The sequence below is a fragment of the Pseudomonas sp. LG1E9 genome (assembly GCF_003290225.1).
GTDB classification, from domain to species: Bacteria; Pseudomonadota; Gammaproteobacteria; order Pseudomonadales; family Pseudomonadaceae; genus Aquipseudomonas; species Aquipseudomonas cyclaminis.
The window spans coordinates 952,715-975,673 of record NZ_CP029983.1 but is presented as its reverse complement, the minus strand read 5'-3'; the positions used below and the strand labels follow the sequence as shown (position 1 = coordinate 975,673).

The 22,959-nt window shown below is 59.3% G+C and carries 22 protein-coding genes; 13 read left to right on the top strand and 9 right to left on the bottom strand.

Features of this window, described 5'->3' with window-relative positions:
- Positions 1 to 29: 29 nt before the first annotated feature.
- Positions 30 to 470, bottom strand: a complete 441-nt coding sequence (gene lysM / locus DNK50_RS04725; protein WP_099584419.1) for a peptidoglycan-binding protein LysM — start codon at positions 468 to 470, stop codon at positions 30 to 32.
- 133 nt (positions 471 to 603) lie between these two features.
- Between lysM and DNK50_RS04720 the strand changes: the two genes are divergently transcribed.
- From DNK50_RS04720 to DNK50_RS04705, 4 genes are all read left to right on the top strand, one after another.
- Positions 604 to 1,491, top strand: coding sequence for a LysR family transcriptional regulator (locus tag DNK50_RS04720; protein WP_112192955.1), 888 nt, complete (start codon positions 604 to 606; stop codon positions 1,489 to 1,491).
- 97 nt (positions 1,492 to 1,588) lie between these two features.
- Positions 1,589 to 2,428, top strand: coding sequence for a formate dehydrogenase accessory sulfurtransferase FdhD (fdhD, locus tag DNK50_RS04715; protein ID WP_099584417.1), 840 nt, complete (start codon positions 1,589 to 1,591; stop codon positions 2,426 to 2,428).
- Entirely contained in the window at positions 2,425 to 4,773 is a 2,349-nt protein-coding gene (locus DNK50_RS04710) for an FdhF/YdeP family oxidoreductase (protein ID WP_112192954.1), read from the top strand. The genes fdhD and DNK50_RS04710 overlap by 4 nt, the downstream gene beginning before the upstream one ends.
- Positions 4,774 to 4,980: 207 nt before the next feature.
- Complete coding sequence (locus DNK50_RS04705) at positions 4,981 to 5,463, top strand: glycine zipper domain-containing protein (protein WP_003171039.1); 483 nt, start codon at positions 4,981 to 4,983, stop codon at positions 5,461 to 5,463.
- Between the two features lie 161 nt (positions 5,464 to 5,624).
- On the opposite strand, the gene DNK50_RS04700 is transcribed toward DNK50_RS04705, so the two are convergent.
- The 3 genes from DNK50_RS04700 to DNK50_RS04690 form a co-directional block, all read right to left on the bottom strand.
- Positions 5,625 to 6,056, bottom strand: a complete 432-nt coding sequence (locus DNK50_RS04700) for a thioesterase family protein (RefSeq protein WP_078731112.1) — start codon at positions 6,054 to 6,056, stop codon at positions 5,625 to 5,627.
- 23 nt (positions 6,057 to 6,079) lie between these two features.
- Positions 6,080 to 8,017 (bottom strand): ATP-dependent DNA helicase RecQ, encoded by a 1,938-nt coding sequence (locus DNK50_RS04695; RefSeq protein ID WP_112192953.1) that lies wholly within the window; start codon positions 8,015 to 8,017, stop codon positions 6,080 to 6,082.
- Positions 8,018 to 8,304: 287 nt separating this feature from the next.
- Positions 8,305 to 9,480, bottom strand: coding sequence for a tetratricopeptide repeat protein (locus DNK50_RS04690; RefSeq protein WP_112192952.1), 1,176 nt, complete (start codon positions 9,478 to 9,480; stop codon positions 8,305 to 8,307).
- A 175-nt stretch (positions 9,481 to 9,655) separates the two neighbouring features.
- On the opposite strand from DNK50_RS04690, the gene DNK50_RS04685 reads away from it, so the two are divergent.
- The 4 genes from DNK50_RS04685 (at position 9,656) to DNK50_RS04670 (ending at position 11,732) form a co-directional block, all read left to right on the top strand.
- Positions 9,656 to 9,826 carry a YhfG family protein gene (locus DNK50_RS04685; RefSeq protein ID WP_003171034.1) on the top strand — a complete coding sequence of 57 codons (171 nt, stop codon included), beginning with the start codon at positions 9,656 to 9,658 and terminating at the stop codon, positions 9,824 to 9,826.
- Positions 9,826 to 10,431, top strand: coding sequence for a putative adenosine monophosphate-protein transferase Fic (locus DNK50_RS04680; protein ID WP_112192951.1), 606 nt, complete (start codon positions 9,826 to 9,828; stop codon positions 10,429 to 10,431). Before DNK50_RS04685 ends, DNK50_RS04680 begins: the two co-directional genes overlap by 1 nt.
- A gap of 175 nt (positions 10,432 to 10,606) precedes the next feature.
- Entirely contained in the window at positions 10,607 to 11,089 is a 483-nt protein-coding gene (locus DNK50_RS04675) for a hypothetical protein (protein ID WP_112192950.1), read from the top strand.
- 286 nt (positions 11,090 to 11,375) lie between these two features.
- The gene (locus DNK50_RS04670) at positions 11,376 to 11,732 is read left to right on the top strand and encodes a DUF1493 family protein (RefSeq protein WP_078731107.1); all 357 of its coding nucleotides are present in this window, start codon (positions 11,376 to 11,378) and stop codon (positions 11,730 to 11,732) included.
- A gap of 110 nt (positions 11,733 to 11,842) precedes the next feature.
- Here DNK50_RS04670 and DNK50_RS04665 read toward each other — a convergent pair whose 3' ends face one another.
- From DNK50_RS04665 to DNK50_RS04650, 3 genes are all read right to left on the bottom strand, one after another.
- Positions 11,843 to 13,384 carry a phosphoenolpyruvate carboxykinase gene (locus DNK50_RS04665; RefSeq protein ID WP_112192949.1) on the bottom strand — a complete coding sequence of 514 codons (1,542 nt, stop codon included), beginning with the start codon at positions 13,382 to 13,384 and terminating at the stop codon, positions 11,843 to 11,845.
- Between the two features lie 179 nt (positions 13,385 to 13,563).
- Positions 13,564 to 14,466, bottom strand: a complete 903-nt coding sequence (gene hslO / locus DNK50_RS04660; protein ID WP_099584407.1) for an Hsp33 family molecular chaperone HslO — start codon at positions 14,464 to 14,466, stop codon at positions 13,564 to 13,566.
- Between the two features lie 375 nt (positions 14,467 to 14,841).
- Entirely contained in the window at positions 14,842 to 15,249 is a 408-nt protein-coding gene (locus DNK50_RS04650; RefSeq protein ID WP_003236026.1) for an RNA-binding S4 domain-containing protein, read from the bottom strand.
- A 116-nt stretch (positions 15,250 to 15,365) separates the two neighbouring features.
- Between DNK50_RS04650 and DNK50_RS04645 the strand changes: the two genes are divergently transcribed.
- From DNK50_RS04645 to rimK, 3 genes are all read left to right on the top strand, one after another.
- A complete protein-coding gene (locus DNK50_RS04645; RefSeq protein ID WP_099584406.1) occupies positions 15,366 to 16,145 on the top strand; it encodes an EAL domain-containing protein in 780 nt (259 codons plus the stop codon).
- Positions 16,146 to 16,224: 79 nt separating this feature from the next.
- A complete protein-coding gene (locus DNK50_RS04640; RefSeq protein ID WP_250926126.1) occupies positions 16,225 to 16,641 on the top strand; it encodes an ATP-dependent zinc protease in 417 nt (138 codons plus the stop codon).
- Positions 16,638 to 17,543 carry a 30S ribosomal protein S6--L-glutamate ligase gene (gene rimK, locus DNK50_RS04635; protein WP_003171022.1) on the top strand — a complete coding sequence of 302 codons (906 nt, stop codon included), beginning with the start codon at positions 16,638 to 16,640 and terminating at the stop codon, positions 17,541 to 17,543. The genes DNK50_RS04640 and rimK overlap by 4 nt, the downstream gene beginning before the upstream one ends.
- A gap of 121 nt (positions 17,544 to 17,664) precedes the next feature.
- Here the strand turns inward: rimK and DNK50_RS04630 are convergent, their stop codons facing one another.
- Positions 17,665 to 18,978, bottom strand: coding sequence for an ATP-binding protein (locus tag DNK50_RS04630; protein WP_099584404.1), 1,314 nt, complete (start codon positions 18,976 to 18,978; stop codon positions 17,665 to 17,667).
- A 116-nt stretch (positions 18,979 to 19,094) separates the two neighbouring features.
- Complete coding sequence (gene ompR / locus DNK50_RS04625; protein WP_099584403.1) at positions 19,095 to 19,835, bottom strand: two-component system response regulator OmpR; 741 nt, start codon at positions 19,833 to 19,835, stop codon at positions 19,095 to 19,097.
- A 357-nt stretch (positions 19,836 to 20,192) separates the two neighbouring features.
- Between ompR and DNK50_RS04620 the strand changes: the two genes are divergently transcribed.
- Both DNK50_RS04620 and DNK50_RS04615 read left to right on the top strand, forming a co-directional pair.
- On the top strand, positions 20,193 to 22,529 hold the full coding sequence (locus DNK50_RS04620) for a Tex family protein (protein ID WP_112192948.1): 2,337 nt from the start codon (positions 20,193 to 20,195) through the stop codon (positions 22,527 to 22,529).
- Positions 22,529 to 22,912 (top strand): PaaI family thioesterase, encoded by a 384-nt coding sequence (locus DNK50_RS04615; RefSeq protein WP_099584401.1) that lies wholly within the window; start codon positions 22,529 to 22,531, stop codon positions 22,910 to 22,912. The genes DNK50_RS04620 and DNK50_RS04615 overlap by 1 nt, the downstream gene beginning before the upstream one ends.
- Positions 22,913 to 22,959: the final 47 nt, after the last annotated feature.

Sequence of the window (22,959 nt, the reverse complement as noted above, 5' to 3'; positions counted from 1 at the left end):
GTGGGAGGGGGCAAGCCCCTCCCACACTTTTACTCAGGGATACGCAGTGTCTGGCCCGGGTAGATCTTGTCCGGGTGCGACAACAACGGCTTGTTGGCCTCGAAAATCTTGTTGTACTGATTGGCGTTGCCGTACACCGCCAGCGAGATCGCACTCAGGGTGTCGCCCTTTTTCACTACGACGAAACGGGCAGCGGCAACCGCCGGCCCGGAAACAGTGATCTGGTCATCCACACTGGCAACACCGGCGATGTTGCCCAGCGCCAGCAGGATTTTCTCTTTCTCTTCCTGGGTAGCGACCTCCCCCGTCACGGTCACCTTGTCGCCATCCACCGTGGCCTGCACATTCGGATTCCCCAGACCCACCTTCGACACGTGGTCTTTCAACTGCTCACTCGCGTTCGCATTACCCGGCGTCAACAGGTCGACAAGCTTTTCGCCGGCTTCTTTGATAAAGCTGAAAATACTCATTAGTGCGCTCTCCTTGGTAGTTGTATTCCAGATGCCCAAGACTAGACCAGTCCTACAGATTTGGGTTCCAGCCCGGCCAAAGACCCAAACGCGCTAGAATCCCCCCGCCATTGGAATAAGCCCTGGAGCGAAGATGGACATCAAACAGCTGAAATTCCTCATCGCCCTCGACGAAACCCGTCACTTCGGCCAGGCAGCGGCACGTTGCCACATCACTCAGCCCACCCTGTCGATGCGCCTGCGCAGCCTCGAAGAAGAGTTGGACTTGCCGTTGGTCAATCGCGGCCAGCGTTTCGAAGGTTTCACCGCGCCCGGCGAACGGGTGCTGGCGTGGGCCCGTACGGTGCTGGCGGCCTATGACGGCTTGCAGGCCGAAGCCGCTGCCTGTCGCGGCAATCTGGTGGGCACATTGCGTTTGGGCGTGGTGCCACTGTCGAGCTTTGATCCGTTGGCGTTGATGCAGCAACTGCATAAAGCGCACCCGAGCCTGCGCTTTGAGCTCTCGGCCCTGAGCTCCGAACAAATCCTTGAACAACTGGCGAGCAACCGCCTGGACCTGGGCGTCTCTTATCTGGAACGTTTGGATAATGAACGCTTTGACTCGCTGGCCCTGGGAGAAACCCGCATGGGCTTGCTCTACGACCAGCGGTTCTTCAGCTTTGGTGACAAGCCGTTGAGCTGGGAAGCACTGATCGAGTTGCCTTTGGGCATGCTCACCAGCGGTATGCACTTTCGCCAGTCCATCGACCACAACTTCCACAGCCGTGGGCTCAACCCCCAACCGCTGCTGCAGACCGATGCCGTCCATCAGTTGTTACAAGCGGTGCACGGCGGACTGTGCTGTGCGGTAATGCCGCTGGACGGCGGCCTGGATGCGCTCACCGAGCACTTGCGCCTGCAACCTATCGAGGATGCCCACACCCTCGCGCGTCTTGGGCTGATCATGCGCCGCAGTGCACCGCGCTCTGCGTTGGCCGAGGCGTGTTTCGCGCTGTTTCAGAAATCGCAAACCGAGTCTTGATCGACGCCATCTATCGGTAGATCAGTACTGGCAATTAGACGCGACGCTTTGTCGCGCCTAGTCTAAACACTGATCAATCCGCCGGTGGTACTGCCCCATGAACGCCAAGCGCCCAGTCTGCGCGGCGCCCGCCTCTGAAACGCCCGCGCCCGCCGCCAGCCAGAGCTATCAATACTGCAATCTCGAACACACAGAGGTCGCCAGCACTGCGTTGGCGGAAGAAGTGGCGTTGGCGATCGCCTATAACGACATCAGCCAGGCGGTGATGCTGGTCACGCCGACGGATCTGGAAGACTTTATCGTCGGTTTCAGCGTCGGCAGCGGCATTATCGCTGACGTTAGCGACATTTATGATCTGAAACTCAGTGGCTCCGGCTCGACACAGTACGCCCAGGTGCAGATTTCCAGCCGCGCGTTCTGGAACCTCAAGCAGCAACGTCGTCAATTGGCGGGTACCAGCGGCTGTGGTTTATGCGGTGTAGAGGCGGTGGAACAAGCCTTGCCGGACCTTGAAGTCTTGCCCGGCGCACCGCTACCCCCAGCGGAATGGCTTGATGGCCTGCGCCAGCGCATCAGCGCCTTCCAACCTTTGGGCCAATACAGCGGCGCGGTACATGCGGCGGTGTTCATGAACAGCCAGGGCGAATTGTTACTGGGCCGCGAAGACATCGGCCGCCATAACGCCCTCGATAAGTTGATCGGTGCACTGATCCGCCAAAAGATCCCGACCGACGGCGGACTGGCGATTGTCACCAGCCGTTGCAGCCTCGAATTGATCCAGAAAGTGTTGCGCGCAGGCATCCAGACCCTGGTCAGCCTGTCGTCGCCCACCGGCCTGGCCCTGCAATGGGCACGCCGGCATAACCTCAATCTCATCCACCTGCCGCAGAAAAGTGCGCCGCGGGTCTACAGCCCTGCGATGGAGAACCAGCCGTGAGCAATCATCATCAAGCCGACCAAACCCCAACCCCGCGCTATAAGCCGTATAAAGGCGCAGCGGGTGGCTGGGGCGCGCTGATCAGCGTGGCGCAGGCCTGGCTGACCAGTGACAACGCACTGAAGAACCTGCGCATGATGCTCAAGACCAACCAGAACGGCGGTTTCGACTGCCCGGGCTGTGCCTGGGGCGACTCGCCGGAAAGCGGCATGGTCAAGTTCTGCGAAAACGGCGCCAAGGCGGTCAATTGGGAAGCCACCAAACGTCGTGTGGATGCGGCCTTCTTTGCCAAACACAGCGTCACTGCACTGCTGGAACAGAGCGATTACTGGCTTGAATACCAGGGCCGCCTGACCGAGCCGATGCGCTACGACGCCGAAAGCGACCGCTACACACCGGTCAGCTGGGAAGCGGCGTTCGACCTGATCGGCAAACATCTCAATGCACTGCCCAGCCCAGACATGGCCGAGTTCTACACCTCGGGCCGGGCCAGTAACGAAGCGGCATACCTGTATCAGTTGTTCGTGCGCGCCTACGGCACCAACAACTTCCCGGACTGCTCGAACATGTGCCACGAGGCCAGCGGCGTGGCCCTGGCGCAGAGCGTGGGCGTCGGCAAAGGCACCGTGACCTTTGATGATTTCGAACATGCCGACGCGATTTTCGTCTGGGGCCAGAACCCTGGTACCAACCACCCGCGCATGCTCGAACCGTTGCGTGAAGCGGTCAAACGCGGCGCCCAGGTGGTGTGTGTCAACCCGCTGAAAGAGCGCGGCCTGGAGCGCTTCCAGCACCCGCAACACCCGCTGGAAATGCTCACCAACGGTGACAAGCCGACCAACACCGCCTACTTCCGCCCCGCATTGGGTGGCGACATGGCCATCCTGCGCGGCATGGCCAAGTTCCTGCTGCTGTGGGAGCGCCAGGCGCAAGCCGAAGGCAAGGAAGCCGTGTTCGACCACGACTTCCTCAACGAGCACACCACCAACGTGCTTGATTACCTGGGCCAGATCGACGACACCTCCTGGGATGAAATCGTCGCGCAGTCCGGGCTGCCGTTGGTGGAGATCGAGCAAGCGGCGCGCATGTATGCCAAAGGCAAGAATGTGATCATGTGCTGGGCGATGGGCATCACCCAGCATCGCCACTCGGTGCCGACTATCCAGGAAATCGCCAACCTGATGCTGCTGCGCGGCAACATCGGTCGGCCAGGCGCCGGCCTGTGCCCGGTACGTGGCCACAGTAACGTGCAGGGCGACCGCACCATGGGCATCAACGAGCGCCCACCGGTGGCGTTCCTCGACTCGCTGGAGCGTCGCTTCAAGTTCCAGGTACCGCGCACCCATGGCCACAACGTGGTGGAAGCGATTCACGCCATGTTGGAGGGCCGCTCCAAAGTGTTTATCGGCCTGGGCGGCAACTTCGCCCAAGCCACCCCGGACAGTCCGCGCACCTTCGAAGCGCTGCGCAATTGCGACCTGACCGTGCAGATCAGCACCAAGCTCAACCGCAGCCACCTGATGCATGGCAAGGACGCGCTGATCCTGCCGTGCCTGGGCCGTACCGACATCGACATCCAGGCCGATGGCCCGCAAGCGGTCACGGTAGAAGACTCGTTCAGCATGGTTCACGGCTCCAACGGCCAACTGCAACCGCTGTCGAAGCTGATGAAATCCGAGCCGGCAATCCTCGCCGGCATTGCCGCCGCGACGCTGGGCAGCAAGCCGGTGGATTGGAACTGGCTGGTGGCTGACTACAGCCGCATCCGCGACCTGATTGCCGACACCATCCCGGGCTTCAAGGACTTCAACGAAAAGATCAAGCATCCGGGCGGGTTCTATCTGGGTAACTCCGCCGGTGCACGCCGCTGGAATACACCGTCTGGCCGCGCCAACTTCCGCCCGAACAGCCTGCCCAAGGACCTGATCCACGAGCGGACCCACGCCACAGGCCGTGTGCCGGACCTGATCATGCAATCGATGCGCTCCCACGATCAGTACAACACCACCATTTATGGCCTGGACGATCGCTACCGTGGGGTCAAAGGCCAGCGTGACGTATTGTTCGTCAACGAAGCCGACATCATCCGCCTGGGCTTCAAGCCAGGACAGAAGGCCGACATTGTGTCGCTGTGGGAAGACGGCCGTGAGCGCCGCGTCAAGGGCTTTACCTTGCTGGCATTTGATATTCCGGCGGGGCAGGCAGCTGCTTATTACCCGGAGGTGAATCCGCTGGTGCCGCTCGAAAGTACCGGCGATGGCAGCCATACGCCAACCTCGAAATTCGTGGCGATTCGCCTGGAAGCCGCGAGCGAGAGCGGTTTGATCATGTCGCGGTCGGCCTGACCGATCATTTTGGACACAAAAAAAGGCCGCTTTTGCATAAAAGCGGCCGTTCCGAAGAGCTAATGACTCGCAAAAATCACTTAAGTTCCGTAGTTAAAACAGTAACTTAGAGAATTGTGTACAACTCGTGTTACTGGTCGGATTTCTATTGTCAGCATGTCAATACAGCCTCAGGATCGCGCCGTCATCACCTTGAGGTTTTCCTGAATGAAGCTTTCCTCGATTCTCTTGTTGTCCCTTGGCCTGGTCAGTGGCGCAGCCATGGCCGGTGGCACCACCGAAGCCGGTGTAGGCGGCGCATTGGGCGGGGTTCTAGGTTCAGTTGTCGGCCAACAGCTGGGCGGCAACACAGGTTCGACCATCGGCGCGGCCCTTGGCGGCGCGGGTGGTAGCGCGGTCGGCGCCGACAAGCGCAGCCGTGGCGAAGCCGCTATTGGCGGCGCGCTGGGCGCAGCCGGCGGCAACGTCGTAGGCCGCAGTGTCGGCGGCAGCACCGGTGCACTCGTCGGCTCCGCGGCCGGTGGTGGCGCAGGTGGCGCGCTGGGCAATTACATGGGCAACAAGAGCGACGACGATGACCGCCGTTATCGTGGACGCGACCGTGACGACCGTCGCTACTACCGCGATGACCACCCAGGCCGTGGTCATGCTTATGGGCATCGCAAGAACAAGCATCGTTATCGCGACTGATCCATACGCAGTCTGACGAACGTTGCAGAACTAAATATGGGAGGGGGGTTGCTTCCGATAACGGCGGATCAGTCACAGCATCATTGACTGATCGACCGCTATCGGGGGCAAGCCCCCTCCCACATTGAGCTTCACAGTGTTGGCAGCTTTTGCGGGATCGGCTACACCACCAACCGCTGCAACGCCTCGCGCAACGTGCCCGCAATCGTCACTGGCTGGTTAGTCTTGCGCTCCACAAACACATGCACAAAGCGCCCCGCCGCACAGGCGTCCTCTTCGCCTGTCTTGAACACCGCCAACTCATACTGCACTGAGCTGTTGCCCAGCTTGCCCACTCGCAAGCCGATTTCAATGCGCTCGGGAAAGGCGATCGACGCAAAGTAATCGCACGCCGAACTCACCACAAATCCCACCACCTCGCCGTCATGAATATCCAGCCCGCCCTGCTCGATCAGGTAGGTATTCACCGCCGTGTCGAAGAAGCTGTAATAGGTGACGTTGTTGACATGGCCGTACACATCATTGTCGTGCCAGCGCGTAATGATCGGCTGGAAGTGAGGGTAGTCGGCACGTTGCGGCACGGAGTCAGGCATGTAGACCTCTGGTGAAAGGGAATTTACAGGTCATTCAAATGGGCCTCGGCCCACTCGCGCACTTCGGCGTAGGGGTAGTCCTCCAGCGCAGCAAAGCCCGGAATGCCCCGCGCCTTTAGCTTGGTGAACAACGGCACACTGATCCCACCCAGGAACCGCGTCAGCCGTTCCGCGCCGGGCAGTTGACCGGTGTGCTCATGATGCCTGTGGATAAAATCACCGCACAGCCCCATGAAGTTTTTATCCACAAGCGGCGGCAGACTCGGCGGCGGTGGCAGATGCGCGACGTGCCCGTGGCACACCGAGCAATGTCCGCAGCGCTGCGGTGCGTTCTCATCACCGAAATACCGCGCCAACCGCTGCCCCAGGCACTGTTCAGTGGCAAACAGATCAAGCATGGCGTGAATCCGCGCCACCTCCGTCACCTCGTGCTGCTTGAAGCCTGTGTATAACTCGGCGCTCAGCACCTGTGGATCAAAATCCGTATTCAGCAGGCTGTAGACCTCCGTCATCTGCTTGCTTTCCAGCTCGATCAGGCCCTGCTCCTGAAAGTAATCCAGCGCCTTCACCACGCGGCTGCGCTCGGCGTTGTGCTGCTGGTAAAGCGCGTCGAAATCCACCGTCGCCCAGGTTTTCGCGCGCTTGCACACCTGGATAATGGCCGCGACAAACTGCTGCCGCTCACCGGAGAAGCGCGCCAGTAAAACCTCGGGCTCAATCAGATACTTGAAGCGGTATTCGGCATAAAACGCATAGCGCGGCGCGATCACGCCCTTGAGCTCCAGTTGCACCAACAGCGTCTTGAGCGGCAGCTCACGAATATTGCTGTGGTCCGACAGCGACCTCAGCACAAACTCCCACTGCCCCTCGCTGCGCGCCGTCTGCAAGTCTTCGAGCACGTGGCGGATGCCCTCCTGCTCGGGCGTATCGCCGTAGATGAAGTTCTCCAGCACATTGAGACTGTCGCGGTTGGCCAACACCAGACAGTCCGAAGGCTGGCCATCACGCCCGGCGCGGCCGATTTCCTGGCTGTAGTTCTCGATGGATTTGGGCAGGTCGAAGTGCACCACATTGCGGATGTCACTCTTGTCGATGCCCATGCCGAACGCGATGGTGGCGACAATGCAATTGGAGCGACCGCCCATGAAGCGCTGCTGGATACCTTCGCGTTTGTCATGGGGCAAACCGGCGTGATAGGCCTCGGCCTGGATGCCGTTGCGATTCAAGTGTTCGGCGATCTGCTCGGCGGTTTTCTGCAGGGTGACGTAGACGATGCTCGGTTGGTTGGCGCGCTCGCTCATCCATTGCACCAGGCGTCGGCGCTTGTCCGCCCCGCTGACCGGCTCGACCAACAGGTTCAGGTTCGGTCGATAGAAACCCGTGGTCACCACATCGTCCGGCGCAATGGCGAACTTGGCCTGCATATCGGCGATCACTTTGGGCGTGGCGGTAGCCGTCAGCAGCAGCGCTTGCGGAATCTTGAACTGGCGTTGGTAGTCCGGCAGTTTCAGGTAGTCCGGACGAAAGTTGTGGCCCCATTCGGAAATGCAGTGCGCCTCGTCCACCACCAGCAGCGAGATCTGCACACTTTGCAGAAAGTTGCGAAAACGCTCGTTCTTCAAGCGCTCTACGGAAATCATCAGGATTTTCAGTTCACCGGAACGGGCGCGGGCCATGACGTCATTGGCGTCTTCGCGGCTCTGGGCCGAATCAATGCTGCCTGCCGAAATGCCATGGCGCTGTAAAAAGCCCAACTGGTCCTGCATCAACGCCAACAGCGGTGAGACCACCAGCGTCAGGTGCGGCAACAACACCGCCGACAGCTGATAACACAGGGATTTACCCGACCCGGTAGGGAAAATTGCGGCCGCCGAACGACCGGCCAGAACGGCACTGACCGTTTCTTCCTGGCCCAAACGAAACTGGGGGTAACCAAAGACCTGCTGGAGGGTGTCGTGCATAGGCTGTCACTCCATTGACCGCTGAAGGTGGCTTAAAAACGTAGCCCAGTAAGCTCAGCGAATCGAGAAAGGTCGCTTGGAAAAGAGAGACAGGATGATACACAGGGTGCAGCAATGGCCTTGGGCCAAATTCGACAAGTTCGACTGTGGCTGTAGGAACACTACAAACCAAATGTGGGAGGGGGCTTGCCCCCGATAGCGGTGGGTCAGCGACAAATAAGTTGGCTGACCCACCGCTATCGGGGGCAAGCCCCCTCCCACATTTTCAGAACTGCGCTACAGCTGAATCAGCGATTGCGCACCCGCTCAATCGCCGTGTCATACACCGGATTAGCCTTTTGCTCCTTGGCCAACTGGTAGTGACGCAACGCATCCGGGAACTGCCCCGCCGCTTCGTAGATCCGCGCAATGTTGTAGTAGGCGCCGGCGCGTACCGTCGCAGCATTTGCACCGGTTGCCAGGGCGATAGCCTTGCGGTTGGCCCAGATCGACTCGGCCGTGTTACCGGCTTTCTGATAGGCCAGGCCGAGGTTGCCGTAGGCCTTGCCGAAGCCATTGTCCAACTCGATGGCCTGGCGGAACAGGTCGATGGCCTGGTCGAGATTACCCGCTTGGTAGGCGGCTTCGCCTTGCAGGTTCAGACGCTTCGCATCAGTTTGTACGGAAGAGCTGACAGTAACCGCGGTCACTGCAACGCTGTCATTGAGCAGTGGTTTGACCTCATTGAGTACATTCGCCGCATTCACGGTGACGCCGCTGAAGGTGTTGATGTCCTGGAAGTCGCCGCTGCCGGTCATGCGGAATACGGTCCACAAGTTGCCGCTGCGGTTTTTAGGCACGTAATAAGTACGCACCAACGACTGGCCCATGTACACAAACACTTTGGCTTCGCTGCTGGACAGCTGGCGCGAACCCGGATTACTACCGTTGCTGTAGTCGTGCACGGCGTAAACGTAGCTTTCGCCGTAGTGTTTTTTCTGCAGGGTGATGGTTTCCGGGCCGTAGCTGTCGGTGTCATCCACGTCCAACTCGGCGTCGGTGCCGGTCTTGTTCTCGAAGTAGATATTGTTGCCGGGGAAGATCATATGGGAGTCGAGATCGTCCGGCGTCTGGCCCCAGGTCAGCACCACACGCAGGCCATCGAGGTTTTCCATCACCGGGCTGATGGCATAGGTCATGCCCTTGCACGGGCACTTCACCACCAGGTTGGAATAACCAGGCTTCTTGATGATCAGCAGGTTGCTGGCATCATCAGCCGCCTCGCTGGTCAAGGTCACCTGGCCCTGGGCGTTGGTACGACCCACCACGTTCTGCGCGCCGTTGCGTTGCAGCAGCACTTCGGCGTCGGCGATTTTCTGGTCCTTGACCACCGCGCTGAGCACCTCAATCGGCAACTGTTCGGCCTGAACGGAAAAAGCCACCGCACACAAAGACATCGCCGAAGCGACACGAAGCAAACTCATGCTTAACTCCCTTTAAGTAATGGGCGGAATCGCCCTACAAGATTTTGCGGTGAAACATACGCTGAATTCAGCTTGCTGGCGGACTTTTTATACAAAATGTGACGCGGTTTTTATCCCGCCTGCCCGCTGACGCATTGCGCTACAATCAAGCCTTGCTACCCAGGAGAACGCTGCGATGAGCGAACTGACGTTTGAGCAAAAACAGGATCACTACCATAAGATCCGCCGTTCCAATTACCTGGCCAGCCTGCGCCTGGAAGGGTTCGAGACCCAACCCGCCGACGTCGACAAACCCCTGCCGACCCGCGAAGCCGTGCTTGCCAAGTACCGCAACACCTCGCGCTGATGCTCGACAAATACGGGGTGGGCCAGGACCCGTACTGCTATCCCGGTAGCAGCGTCCTGCGCAACCGCCTCGATTTGCTCGACGAGCACCGCCTGCACCAGGCCGAGCGGGAATTATCCGAAATCGCCGTAGGCAGCCTCCCGCTCTTTCCGCCGCCCTACGACCTTGAGCGCCTGCAACACATCCACCGTACGCTGTTCGGCGACATCTACGACTGGGCCGGTGAACTGCGCAGCGTCAACATCCAGAAAGGCGACACACTGTTCTGCACCCCGGAGCGCATCGCACCGGAAGCGGCGAAGATCATTCGGCATATGGAACAGGCGAACTGGTTCGTCGGCGCGAGCCAGGCCGAACTGGTGACGCAGATTGCCCAGGCATACGGCGACCTCAATGTTATCCACCCCTTCCGCGAAGGCAACGGCCGGGCGCAGCGGATTTTGTTCGAACAGATCATCGTGAATGCAGGTTTTTCGGTGAACTGGTGGCTGGTGAAGCATGCGGCGTGGATACCGGCGAATATTGATGCGGTGGCGTGTGATTATCGGGGGCTTGAGGCGATTTTTGAGCGGTGTATCAATAAGCCGGCCAGCGCCCACATTTGACCCGTTTCAGCTGCCAAATCGCTGCCAAGCCGAAAATGCCAGAAGTTGCTGTAGGAAACAACCAAACACCGTGCAAGCCTATTCCTAAACTGCAAAAAACACCTGCCCGCCCCTCTACAGGCCCCCCTATTTCTGACCGAAACTAGCGCTCTCTCAATTTTTTCGGCAAAAAAATGTGAACATCGAACGGACTCAACACATCGGCCATTACGGCGTCACGTTCACTGTGATTCGCCTTACCGTTTTACCTGCCAACCGACAGGCACTGGCAAACCTTTGTTTATTGGAGGCCGGCCCTTCAGCAAACGAAGTTCGCTACCGCCTGATGCGCCTTTACGAAAAAATGCTTGCCCGTGATTTACCTTGCAAGATGACTGTCGCAATCTCCAAGCCGCTGACCCGGCGCCAGGCCGATTTGCTTAATGAACGTGGAACCATCGTGGCAGGGTTGATCGCCAGTGCTGTTTCAGCGCCCATCAGCCTGGCATCACCCTTTTTGGGAGCCGCCTCAGGTGGAGCAGTTGGCCTGAAAGTGAAAGATGTCATTCGCAGCTATCACGCCGCAGACGTCATCATCGGCATAGACGCACAAGTAAACGGCGGCATCGGTCCTCAACGATCGTTGTCAGCCATGGTCCGAAAGTTCCAGGGAGGATAATAGGGTGACCGAATACTCTCCCTGGATAACTCTTATCATCCTTGTAGTACTTGCCACTGTATTGGATAGGAAACTGAAGCACCCCGTGATCAGAAAATGGACTGGGTTAGCCCTTATGCTTACAGGACCCACACTTTTATTCAGCGCCACGTCCTGGATAACACAGTTACCATTCTTCAGTTTCCCGATCATTGCCTTCATCACAGGTGTCGATCTCTTATTCACCCAAAACAAACACAAAAGATCACACAACCATCCCCTTCACCCACTCCTGCGTGCCCCAACCATGAACCTGGCCCCCAACTTCCCCGAAGACCCCGCGATGCAACAGTTGTTGCAACTGCTGCACGAAGAAATCGGCCTGCCGAAACACAAGACCCTCCGCCTGCAAACCTCGATCAACTTCGACCTGGGTTGCGACGGCAGCGAGGCCAAACAACTCATGGAAGCACTGGAACAGGATTTTGGCGTCGACCTGGGCGATTACGACGCTTATCGTTACTTCAACCCGCCGATGTTCGACGTGTTCATGAAACACCGCGCCAAGGGCCGTGGCGAAAAAGTGCCGCTGACCATCGGCATGCTCTACCTGGCGATCAAGACCCACAGCTGGGACACGCAGACACTGGAAAACCTGAGCTGAACGAACACCGACTCCAGGCACGCCGCCCCTCCCATATTGAATCTGCGCTATAACCGTTCGCGCACAAAAAAGCCGCCCACAAGAGGCGGCTTTTTCACAACATGCGAATCTTACAACTTGGGACCTGCAGCCTTGATCGCATCGCTCACTTCAAACTTCTTGAAGTTCTCGATGAACAGACCGGCCAACGCCTTCGCCGCTTCATCGTAAGCCGCCTTGTCAGCCCAGGTGTTACGTGGGTTCAACAGGCCAGTTTCAACGCCCGGTACGGCCAATGGCACGTCGAGGTTGATGGTGTCGAGGTGTTCGGTTTGCGCACCGATCAACGCGCCGCTCTGGATCGCTGCGATGACGCCGCGAGTGGTCGGAATGTTGAAGCGCTTGCCAACGCCATAGCCGCCGCCGGTCCAGCCGGTGTTGACCAGGTAGACCTTGGAGCCGAAGCCGCGGATGCGCTTGATCAGCAGCTCTGCGTATTCACCGGCCGGGCGTGGGAAGAACGGCGCGCCGAAGCAGGTGGAGAAGGTCGACTTGATGCCGCTGCCCGAACCCATTTCAGTCGAACCCACCAGTGCGGTGTAGCCGGACAGGAAGTGATAGGCCGCTTGTTCTTCGCTGAGGATCGACACCGGTGGCAGCACGCCGGTCAGGTCGCAGGTCAGGAAGATCACTGCGTTTGGCTCGCCGCCCAGGTTCTTCTCGGAACGCTTGGCAACATGCTCCAGCGGATACGCGGCGCGGCTGTTCTGGGTCAGGCTCACGTCGGCGTAGTCGGCGTGCTTGGCGTCGTCGATCACGACGTTTTCCAATACTGCACCGTGCTTGATGGCTTTCCAGATGACCGGCTCGTTCTTCTCGGACAGGTCGATGCACTTGGCATAGCAACCGCCTTCGATGTTGAACACCACACCTTCGCCCCAACCGTGTTCGTCGTCACCGATCAGGTAACGGCTTTCGTCGGCCGACAGGGTGGTTTTACCGGTGCCGGACAGGCCGAAGAACAGGGTGACGTCGCCCGCCTCGCCAATGTTGGCGGCGCAGTGCATCGGCAGTACGTCGGAAGCCGGCAGCAGGAAGTTCTGCACCGAGAACATGGCTTTCTTCATTTCACCGGCGTAACGCATGCCGGCGATCAGCACTTTTTTCTGTGCGAAGTTGAGGATCACGCAGCCGTCGGAGTTGGTGCCGTCACGCTCTGGCACGCACTCGAAGTTGGCCACGTTGAGCACTTGCCATTCGTCACGGCCGGCCGGGTTGTACTGGGCCGGGTTGATGAACAGGCAACGACCGAACAGGTTCTGCCAGGCAGTCTGGGTGGTCATCTTCACGGCCAGGTAGTGGTCTTCGGCAGCCCCTACGTGAACGTGGGAAACGAAGTGCTCCTGCGCGTTGTTGAAAGCCTCGACGCGAGCCCACAGGGCATCGAACTTGTCGGCCGGGAACTTGCGGTTGATCGGGCCCCAGGCGATAGCGTCCTGGGTGGAAGGCTCTTCAACGATGAAACGGTCAACCGGCGAACGACCGGTGCGGTGACCGGTTTCTACGACCAGTGCGCCAGTATCGGCAAGCACGCCTTCACCGCGCTGCAGGGCTTCTTTGACCAGATCGTCAACACTCAGATCGGTGTATACGGCGTTATTGGCTTGCGTCATGAGGTTCCCCGTCGGCCTATGGCCGAGTGCTCCAAACGTTTTGTAGTAGAAAGTTGCGCACTACTACCGCGAAAAAAGTGGGCCGGATTATGCCAGAAAAGCCCAAAAAGAGTAGGGCCCTCCCGTCAGAACAGCGCTATCTCGGCATTTCTCAGGTGATTTACCTGTGCTTAAACGTTTTAGTGGCGGGTGTCGGATGGGGTGTCGATGCCTGCGCCGGCAAATAATTGGGCGACATCGGCAGCATCAAACAGATAGCGCTGGTTGCAGAACTGGCAGTCAATCTCAATATTGCCGCCGTGTTCTACCACCAGGTTTTGCGCATCTTCCAGGCCGAGGCTGACCAAGGCGTTACCTGAACGCTCGCGGGAGCAACTGCAATGGAAGCGCAGGTTTTGCGCATCAAACAGGCGCACAGGGTCTTCGTGGTACAGGCGGTGCAGAATGGTTTCGTTGTCCAGGCCCAGCAGTTCTTCGGCTTTCAGGGTGTCGGCCAGGGCGATGGTGTGCCGCCAGCTTTCAGCGCGATCATCGTCGTCCTTGATGCGGTCAGCCGGCAGTTGTTGCAGCAGCATGCCACGGGCGCGCTTGCCGTCGGCATTGAGCCAGAACTTGGTGCCGACTTGCTGGGACATCACGAAATAGTTGGTGAAGCATTCCGAGAGGGTTTTGCCGTCGAGGTCGACGATGCCCTGGTAGCGCTGGCCCACAGTCGGGTCGATGGTGAGCGCCAAAACGCCGTTCGGCATCAGGTCAGCCAAGGTCGCGTCCGCAGCGATCTGGTCGGCCTCGTAACGGGCCAGGCCACGGATGTCACGCTCGCTGGAGCACTCGATCATCAGCAGCGGGATCGGGCCTTCGGAGCGGGCTTGCAGGATCAGCAAACCGTCGAACTTCATGGTGCCCACCAGCAACGCCGCAGCGGCCATCAGCTCTCCGAGCAGTTGCGCGACTGGCTCCGGATAGGCGTGCTTGGCGAGGACTTCGGCATAGCTCAGTTCCAACGAAACCATCTCGCCGCGGGCGTCGCTCTCGTCGAAGATGAAACGTTGGGTGAAGTCGGTATCCGGTAGATCAGTCATAGGTCTGGGTATCTGAATTGATGACGAATTGATTACAAGGTTTATAACGTTAAACGCTTTAGCACCGTTTTGGTGCGGCCGTCTCCTGAAAACAGAGAGCTTGAATAGGGCGAAGAGGGACAGTTTATGAACAATCCGGGTTTGTTCCAAGCCAAGTGGAAGCTCCGGCGACGGGCTGGGGTTATTACACGCCGTTTACGGCGGTGGTGTCGGGAATGCTGAGGCGGGCAACGACGCCGGTGTTTGGGCTGATGGCCAAATGGCCATTGATCGGGCGCTTGAGTGTCCTGCGCGCACCCCATTAGCACCACAGGCTACATGTGGGAGCGCGCTACCTCCCACACGGGATCTGCTTTTGACTGGTAATTGACGCACTTAGTCGTCATTGCCACTGCCGCGAAACTTGAACAGATCGCGACGCTGCTTCTTGCTCGGCTTGCCATCGGTGGTCAGGCCTGAAGCCCCTGCCTTACGCATCGCCGCAGCATTTTCGCGCTTGGCGATACTGGCTTCAGTCTCGGCGTAAAGAGCCTGAGCCTCAGGCGCACCACGGCGCACGATGGAAAGTGCCTGGACCACGATGGTTTTTTCATCAAAACCGGTACGAATCTGGAACTCATCGCCGACACGCGGTTCCTTGCCCGGCTTGCACCGCTCGCCGCGATGGTGCACCTTGCCGCTCTCGATGGCGGCCTTGGCCAGGGCACGGGTTTTATAGAAACGCGCCGCCCACAGCCACTTGTCCAGACGGACCTTTTCTTCCTCTTCCTGCTTTTGAGCCACTTGAATTCCTCGCTCTGAAAAATGTCGCAACTTTACCGTTGAAACCCTTCGACGCATAAACCCCAAGGCTCACCTAAGATACGCCAGATAGCATTCTGTTTTCGCGAGGATACGCCGTGACCGACTTTCCCACTTCACTCACCTCGCCTGACCAGCGTTGCGTAGGCTGCCAGCAAAACGAACCTTTGGGTTTCGATTTTGCTTTCGCCTACCAGCCAATCGTAGACCTTCGGGACCATTCGATTTTTGCCCACGAAGCCTTGGTGCGCGGTCCACAAGGCGAAGGGGCGTTGTCGGTGCTGGACCAAGTCAACGAAAGCAACCGCTACCGCTTCGACCAGCGCTGCCGCACCCAGGCGATTGCCGGTGCTGCCGCCCTGGGGATGCAAACCCACCTATCCATCAACTTCATGCCCAACGCCGTGTACCGTCCGGAGTTGTGCATCCGCAGCACCCTGGAGGCGGCTCGCGCGCACAATTTCCCGCTGAACAAACTGATTTTCGAGACGCTCGAAAGCGAGCATGTAGATAACTATCGTCATTTGACGAATATTCTGCGTGAATACCGCGAGTTCGGCTTCAAGACCGCCATCGACGACTTCGGCGCGGGCTATTCGGGGCTGAATCTGCTGGCTGATTTCCAACCTGACTTTATCAAACTCGACATGGCGCTAATCCGCGACGTCGACCAGGATCGTGTCCGTCAGGTGATCGTCAAGGGGATTGTCACAATCTGTGAGCAGTTGAGCGTTACTGTCATCGCCGAAGGCATCGAAAGTGCCGGCGAACGCGACTTTCTGTCTGACTGTGGAATATTTCTGATGCAAGGCTATTGGTTCGCCAAGCCTGCATTCAAAGCAATGGCCGAGGTTTCACCGAAAGCCTGGGCGAATTGATCGGTTACTCATTTTGAAGACATTTGACCATTTGACCGTTGTGGGTCTGCGTGAGTGGGTGGCACTTCCCGACTTGGGAGTGGCAGGCCTGCGCGCGAAGATCGACACCGGTGCCAGCACCTCAAGCCTGCATGCCACCGATATCGAGCCCTTTGAGCGTGACGGTGAGCAGTGGGTGCGCTTTACCGCGCACCTGGGCACTGTTGTGCAACTGCGCCACCGCCGCTGTGAAGCGCCCCTGGTGACGATGAAAACCATCAAGAGCTCCAACGGTCACGCGCAGGTGCGCTATGTGATCAGCACCACCCTGGCGTTGGGTGATCGGGTATGGCGGGTGGAATTCACCCTGGCCTGCCGCAAGGCCATGCGTTACCGCTTGCTGCTGGGATCCAAGGCGCTGATTGACGGCCAATTGGTCGTCAACCCAGGCATCAAGTACGTTCAAGACAAGCCGGTGTTCCCGGTCTCTACTATTTCTGCCCCAGGTGCTGCATGAAGATTGCTGTGCTGTCGCGAAACCCGCGTCTGTATTCCACCCGCCGCCTGGTCGAGGCTGGCACCGAACGTGGCCACGAAATGGTGGTGATCGACACGTTGCGTGCCTACATGAACATCGCCAGCCACAAGCCGCAGATCCATTACCGCGGCAAACCGCTGGAAGGCTTTGATGCCGTCATCCCGCGTATCGGTGCTTCGGTGACATTCTATGGCTGCGCGGTGTTGCGCCAGTTCGAGATGATGGGGGTGTTCCCCTTGAACGAATCCGTGGCCATTGCGCGCTCGCGAGACAAACTGCGTTCGCTGCAACTACTGTCCCGCCGAGGCATCGGCCTGCCAGTCACCGGGTTTGCCCACTCCCCCGATGACATCCCGGACCTGATCGAGATGGTCAACGGCGCGCCGTTGGTGATCAAGGTACTGGAAGGCACCCAGGGCATCGGCGTGGTGTTGTGTGAAACCGCAACGGCAGCCGAATCGGTGATCGAGGCGTTCATGGGCCTCAAGCAGAACATCATGGTTCAGGAATACATCAAGGAAGCCGGTGGTGCGGATATCCGCTGCTTCGTGGTGGGCGACAAGGTCATTGCGGCGATGAAGCGCCAGGCCAAGCCTGGAGAGTTTCGCTCCAACCTGCACCGTGGCGGCAGTGCCAGCCTGATCAAGATCACCCCAGAAGAGCGCATGACCGCATTGCGGGCGGCCAAGGTGATGGGCTTGGCCGTGGCGGGTGTGGATATCCTGCGGTCAAACCATGGGCCGCTGGTGATGGAGGTGAATTCGTCGCCGGGGCTGGAAGGGATCGAGACCACTACCGGCAAGGATGTGGCGGGAATCATCATTCAGCACCTGGAGAAAAATGGTGGGCCGAATATGACCAGGACCAAGGGCAAGGGCTAGGGGCTTGAAGCCGTAAGGGTAAAAAACTGTGGCGAGGAAGCTCGCTCCCCCGCCACAGGCACAGTGTTAGCGGACTGGCATTAGGGCAAGCACCCTCCCACATTTTGATCTGCGTCGTTTGCTAGACCGCGTCTCTGGGTAGCATCAAACCAAGCGGCAAACGCACCCGCGCCTCAAGGCCGCCGCCTTCGCGGTTACGCAACTCAACATTGCCGCCATGCATCGAGGCAATCCGCCGCACTATCGCCAGCCCCAACCCAGTGCCCTTGCCTCCACGGGCGCGGTCCCCACGGGTAAACGGGTTGAAAATACCTTCCAGCTCCGCCGGATCGATCCCTGTTCCGCGGTCCATCACACTCAGCACCACATAGGGCGCGGCACTGTCGCCCGATACGTACGCAGCCACTTCCACGTCCGAACCCGCGTGATGCAAGGCGTTGCCGATCAAGTTGTTCAGCAGACGCTTCATCGACACACGTCGCAACGCAAACGGCTGGATCGGCTCAAGGCGCATGCGCACCTGTTCGCCGTTCTGGTTGTAGGGTGCGACCACTTCGCGCACCAGGTCCGTCAAATCGACTTCCTCAACCACCTCGTCGCGGCCATCGCGGATAAACGCAAGGAACTGGTCGAGAATCGCATCCATGTCCTCGATGTCACGGACCATGTCGTCGGTCAGGTCGGTATGGTTGCCCATCAATTCCAGGGACAATCGCAATCGCGTCAGCGGCGTGCGCAGGTCGTGAGACACGCCGGCCAGCATCAACTCACGTTCGCGTCCGGCCTGTTCGACGTCCTCCGCCATCTGGTTGAACGCGCCGTACACTTCGGTCATTTCACTGGGCGTATCACTTACCGGCAGACGGACGCTACGCCCCTGGCCCAATTGCCGGGCGGCAAACACAAGCCGTTTAAGGGGCTGGTTGAGCTGGCGAACGAAAATCCACGCGGATGCCGTTGAAAGCAACCCGATCGCCAGGAACCAGCCCAGCACGTTCCAGATCTTCTGCCCCCGCAACGGATGGGGGTATAGCGGCACTTTCAGCCAGTCCTCACCCAGGCTCGGCGCACGCACCCACAATGCCGGAGACACATGCATACGCAGACGGACCTCGGTGTCTTCACCCAGTTCGGCCTGCATTTGGCGCTGGTAAATCTCGCTATAGGGCCAATGCTGCTCGCCCTCGGGCACACCCGCGCCCGCCACGCGCACCAGGGTGGCGGCCTTGGCGATCTTCTCGCGGTTCTCGGGATCAGCGGCCCAGTAGGCGCGCAGCGTCAGGGCGACACCGTGGCTGTACTGTCGATCCACCAGCACATCTTCGTTCATCAACAGATAAACCAGCGTAAGTGCCTTGGAAAACAGAACGACGATCAGCACCAGCCAAAGGGTGCGGGAAAAGAAACTTTGTGGGAACCACAGCGGGGTTTTCATAGATGACAGCTGGACACCTTGCAGGAACGAACGGCGCTCGCAGAATTGCAGACGCCGGGCATCCCGTCGACCCTCACGGAGTCAAACGCCAGAATGCCCGCCGTGCAAATCATCGATCACTTGGTGGCGGTGCCATCCGGCACGAACACATAGCCCACACCCCAAACCGTCTGGATGTACCGTGGTTTGGACGGGTCCGGCTCGATCATCCGGCGCAGACGGGAAATCTGCACGTCGATGGAGCGCTCCAGGGCGTCCCACTCCCGACCACGGGCCAGGTTCATCAGCTTGTCGCGGGTCAGCGGCTGACGCGCGTTCATCACCAGGGCCTTGAGCACTGCGAATTCGCCAGTGGTGAGCATGTGCACTTCGTCGCCACGCTTGAGCTCGCGGGTGGCCAGCGACAGTTCGTAGTCGCCAAAGGTAACGCTTTCATCTTCGCTGCCCGGCGCGCCCGGTACTGGCAGTGCCTGACGGCGCAATACGGCCTTGACCCGCGCCATCAACTCATCCGGGTTGAAGGGTTTGGCCAGGTAGTCATCGGCGCCCAGTTCGAGGCCCTTGATGCGGCTCAGCTCATCGCCCTTGGCAGTGAGCATGATGATTGGAATCTGATTGTTCACGCCGCGCAGGCGCTTGCAAGCGGTCAGACCGTCTTCGCCAGGCAGCATCAGATCGAGTACGACCAGATTGAAGACTTCGCGCCCCAGCAGGCGATCCATCTGCTCGGTGTTTGGCACCGCGCGGGCACGGTAGCCCTTGGAATTGAAGAATCGCTCCAGCAGGCTGCTCAGCCCCGGATCGTCATCTACGATGAGAATTTTTTCGCCTTCAGCAGTTTGTGCAGTGCTGCTCATTGGATGCTCCTCTTATCTCGGCGCGCATTATGGCCTAGCTGCCGTTATACGCACCGTGTGCATTGTTAGCAGATTTTTCCTCGACTGCCAGCAAACCCGCGCCGTACAACCACTGGCGCAGTAGCCCTCAAGGACAGAACGCTGGTTATAATGCGGCGCCTCCGTGCAGGGCAATGTCAGATCGTTACCGTTTACTGCCGGGGCTTTTTTTACCCGCTTGCGGTGATTTTTTCGATTTCGAGGGTCAATAGGCAGCCCCTTGACCCAGGCAGCGGCGCCCGTCAGGCCGCTCAACCAGCCGCGCAAGGCCTTGTTTTCCGGGCCTGCGAGCTGCTTCTAAGAATTTCAGGTGGATTTATGGACAGCATCAACAGCCGCATCGCCGAAGAACTCGGTGTACGCCCCCAACAGGTCGAAGCGGCCGTCGCTCTACTGGACGAAGGCTCCACGGTGCCCTTCATCGCCCGTTACCGAAAAGAAGTGACCGGCAGCCTCGACGACATCCAACTGCGTCACCTGGAAGAGCGCCTGCGCTACCTGCGGGAACTCGACGAACGGCGTATCAGTATCCTCGCCAGCATCGAGGAACAGGGCAAGCTGACCCCACAGCTTGAGCGCGACATCAAGCTCGCCGACACCAAGACCCGCCTTGAAGACCTCTACCTGCCCTACAAACAGAAGCGTCGTACCAAGGGCCAGATCGCCCTCGAAGCCGGCCTGGGCGAGCTGGCCGACGGCCTGTTCAACGACCCGTCGCTGACCCCGGACACCGAAGCTGCTCGCTTTATCGATGCCGAAAAAGGCGTTGCCGACGTCAAAGCCGCCCTCGAAGGCGCCAAGTACATCCTCATGGAGCGCTTCGCCGAAAACGCCAGCCTCCTGGAAAAACTGCGTACGTACCTCAAGCAGGAAGCCACCCTCAGTGCTCGCGTCATCGCCGGCAAAGAGGAAGAAGGCGCCAAGTTCCGCGATTACTTCGAACACGATGAGCCGCTCAAGAGCATGCCGTCCCACCGTGCCCTGGCGATTTTCCGTGGCCGCAACGAGGGCATTCTCAGCTCCGCGCTCAAAGTCGGCGACGAGCTGCCGGGCAGCATGCACCCGTGCGAAGGCATGATCGGTCAACAATTCGGCATCCAGAATCAGAATCGTCCTGCGGATAAGTGGCTCGGCGAAGTGGTGCGCTGGACCTGGAAGGTCAAGCTCTACACCCACCTGGAAACCGACCTGCTGGGCGAATTGCGTGATGGCGCCGAAACCGAAGCCATCAACGTCTTCGCCCACAACCTGCACGACCTGCTGCTGGCCGCCCCGGCCGGCCCGCGCGCCACCCTGGGCCTTGACCCTGGCCTGCGCACCGGCTGCAAGGTCGCGGTGGTCGACGCCACCGGCAAGCTGCTGGATCACGCCACGGTTTACCCACACGTGCCGCATAACAAGTGGGACCAGACGCTCGCGATCCTCGCCGCCCTGTGCGCCAAGCACGCGGTGGACCTGATCGCCATCGGCAACGGCACCGCCAGCCGTGAAACCGACAAGCTGGCCGCCGAGCTGATCAAAAAATACCCAGCCATGAAGATGACCAAGGTCATGGTCTCGGAGGCAGGGGCTTCGGTGTACTCGGCGTCGGAGCTGGCGTCCAAGGAATTCCCGGACCTCGACGTGTCGATCCGTGGCGCCGTGTCCATTGCCCGCCGCCTGCAGGATCCACTGGCCGAGCTGGTGAAAATCGACCCTAAATCCATCGGTGTCGGCCAGTACCAGCACGATGTGTCACAGCTGAAACTGGCGCGTGGCCTGGATGCGGTGGTGGAAGACTGCGTAAACAAGGTCGGCGTGGATGTAAACACTGCCTCGGTCGCGCTGTTGGCACGTATTTCCGGCCTGAACACCACCCTGGCGCAGAATATCGTCACTCACCGTGACGAGAACGGAGCGTTCAAAACCCGCGCCGCGCTGAAAAAGGTCGCACGCCTGGGTGAGAAAACCTTCGAACAAGCCGCTGGTTTCCTACGCGTAATGAACGGTGACAATCCGCTGGATTCGTCGGCCGTTCACCCGGAAGCGTATCCACTGGTCCAACGCATTGCCGCCGAAACCGACCGCGACATCCGCTCGCTGATTGGCGACGCCGCGTTCCTCAAGCGCCTGGACCCCAAGAAGTACACTGACGAAACCTTCGGCGTACCGACCATCACCGACATCCTGCAAGAACTGGAAAAACCCGGCCGCGACCCCCGCCCGGAGTTCAAGACCGCCGAGTTCCAGGACGGCGTCGAAGACCTCAAGGACCTGCAACTGGGCATGATCCTCGAAGGTGTCGTCACCAACGTGACCAACTTCGGCGCTTTTGTGGACATCGGCGTGCATCAGGACGGTTTGGTGCATATCTCCGCGCTTTCGGAGAAATTCATCAAGGACCCACGCGAAGCGGTGAAAGCCGGTGATGTGGTCAAGGTCAAAGTCATGGAAGTCGACATTCCACGCAAACGCGTCGGCCTGTCGATGCGCATGAGCGACACCCCCGGCGAGAAAATCGACGGCGCCCGTGGCGCACGCCCAGGCTCGGCACCGCGCCAGTCGCAGAACCGCTCCGAAAGCAGTCAACCGCGCAAGGAAACCGCAACTGCAGCGCCAAGCAACAACGCCATGGCCTCGCTGTTCGCCAACGCCAAGCAGTTGAAGAAACGCTGATGGAAATCCCGGCCGGTTTGACTCAGAGCGCGTTCAGCGAACTGATCGGCTGCCGCCTGCAACACCTTGAAGAAGGTGTTGCACAGGTGGCCCTGACCCTGGAGCCGCACTTGCGCAACCGTGCGGGCAAGCTCCATGGCGGGGCGATTTTCAGCCTGGTGGACATCACCATGGGCCTGGCCTGTTCCAGCAGCCATGGTTTTGACCAGCAGAGCGCGACCATCGAGTGCAAGATCAACTATATCCGCGCTGTGGAAGACGGGGATGTGCTGTGCACCGGCCGGGTGATTCACGCCGGCCGGCGCACGTTGGTGGTCGAAGCCGATGTGTATCAGGACGAAAGACTTGTCGCAAAAGCACAGGGCACCTTCGCTGTCCTATAGCTCCCCACCCTCGATTTGAGTTAATTTCGGCGCTGCGATAACGGCGT

Coding starts and splice junctions, on each gene's coding strand:
- lysM (WP_099584419.1), bottom strand. CDS start 470: ATGAGTATTTTCAGCTTTATCAAAGAAGCCGGCGAAAAGCTTGTCGAC.
- DNK50_RS04720 (WP_112192955.1), top strand. CDS start 604: ATGGACATCAAACAGCTGAAATTCCTCATCGCCCTCGACGAAACCCGT.
- fdhD (WP_099584417.1), top strand. CDS start 1,589: ATGAACGCCAAGCGCCCAGTCTGCGCGGCGCCCGCCTCTGAAACGCCC.
- DNK50_RS04705 (WP_003171039.1), top strand. CDS start 4,981: ATGAAGCTTTCCTCGATTCTCTTGTTGTCCCTTGGCCTGGTCAGTGGC.
- DNK50_RS04700 (WP_078731112.1), bottom strand. CDS start 6,056: ATGCCTGACTCCGTGCCGCAACGTGCCGACTACCCTCACTTCCAGCCG.
- DNK50_RS04695 (WP_112192953.1), bottom strand. CDS start 8,017: ATGCACGACACCCTCCAGCAGGTCTTTGGTTACCCCCAGTTTCGTTTG.
- DNK50_RS04690 (WP_112192952.1), bottom strand. CDS start 9,480: ATGAGTTTGCTTCGTGTCGCTTCGGCGATGTCTTTGTGTGCGGTGGCT.
- DNK50_RS04685 (WP_003171034.1), top strand. CDS start 9,656: ATGAGCGAACTGACGTTTGAGCAAAAACAGGATCACTACCATAAGATC.
- DNK50_RS04680 (WP_112192951.1), top strand. CDS start 9,826: ATGCTCGACAAATACGGGGTGGGCCAGGACCCGTACTGCTATCCCGGT.
- DNK50_RS04670 (WP_078731107.1), top strand. CDS start 11,376: ATGAACCTGGCCCCCAACTTCCCCGAAGACCCCGCGATGCAACAGTTG.
- DNK50_RS04665 (WP_112192949.1), bottom strand. CDS start 13,384: ATGACGCAAGCCAATAACGCCGTATACACCGATCTGAGTGTTGACGAT.
- hslO (WP_099584407.1), bottom strand. CDS start 14,466: ATGACTGATCTACCGGATACCGACTTCACCCAACGTTTCATCTTCGAC.
- rimK (WP_003171022.1), top strand. CDS start 16,638: ATGAAGATTGCTGTGCTGTCGCGAAACCCGCGTCTGTATTCCACCCGC.
- DNK50_RS04630 (WP_099584404.1), bottom strand. CDS start 18,978: ATGAAAACCCCGCTGTGGTTCCCACAAAGTTTCTTTTCCCGCACCCTT.
- ompR (WP_099584403.1), bottom strand. CDS start 19,835: ATGAGCAGCACTGCACAAACTGCTGAAGGCGAAAAAATTCTCATCGTA.
- DNK50_RS04620 (WP_112192948.1), top strand. CDS start 20,193: ATGGACAGCATCAACAGCCGCATCGCCGAAGAACTCGGTGTACGCCCC.
- DNK50_RS04615 (WP_099584401.1), top strand. CDS start 22,529: ATGGAAATCCCGGCCGGTTTGACTCAGAGCGCGTTCAGCGAACTGATC.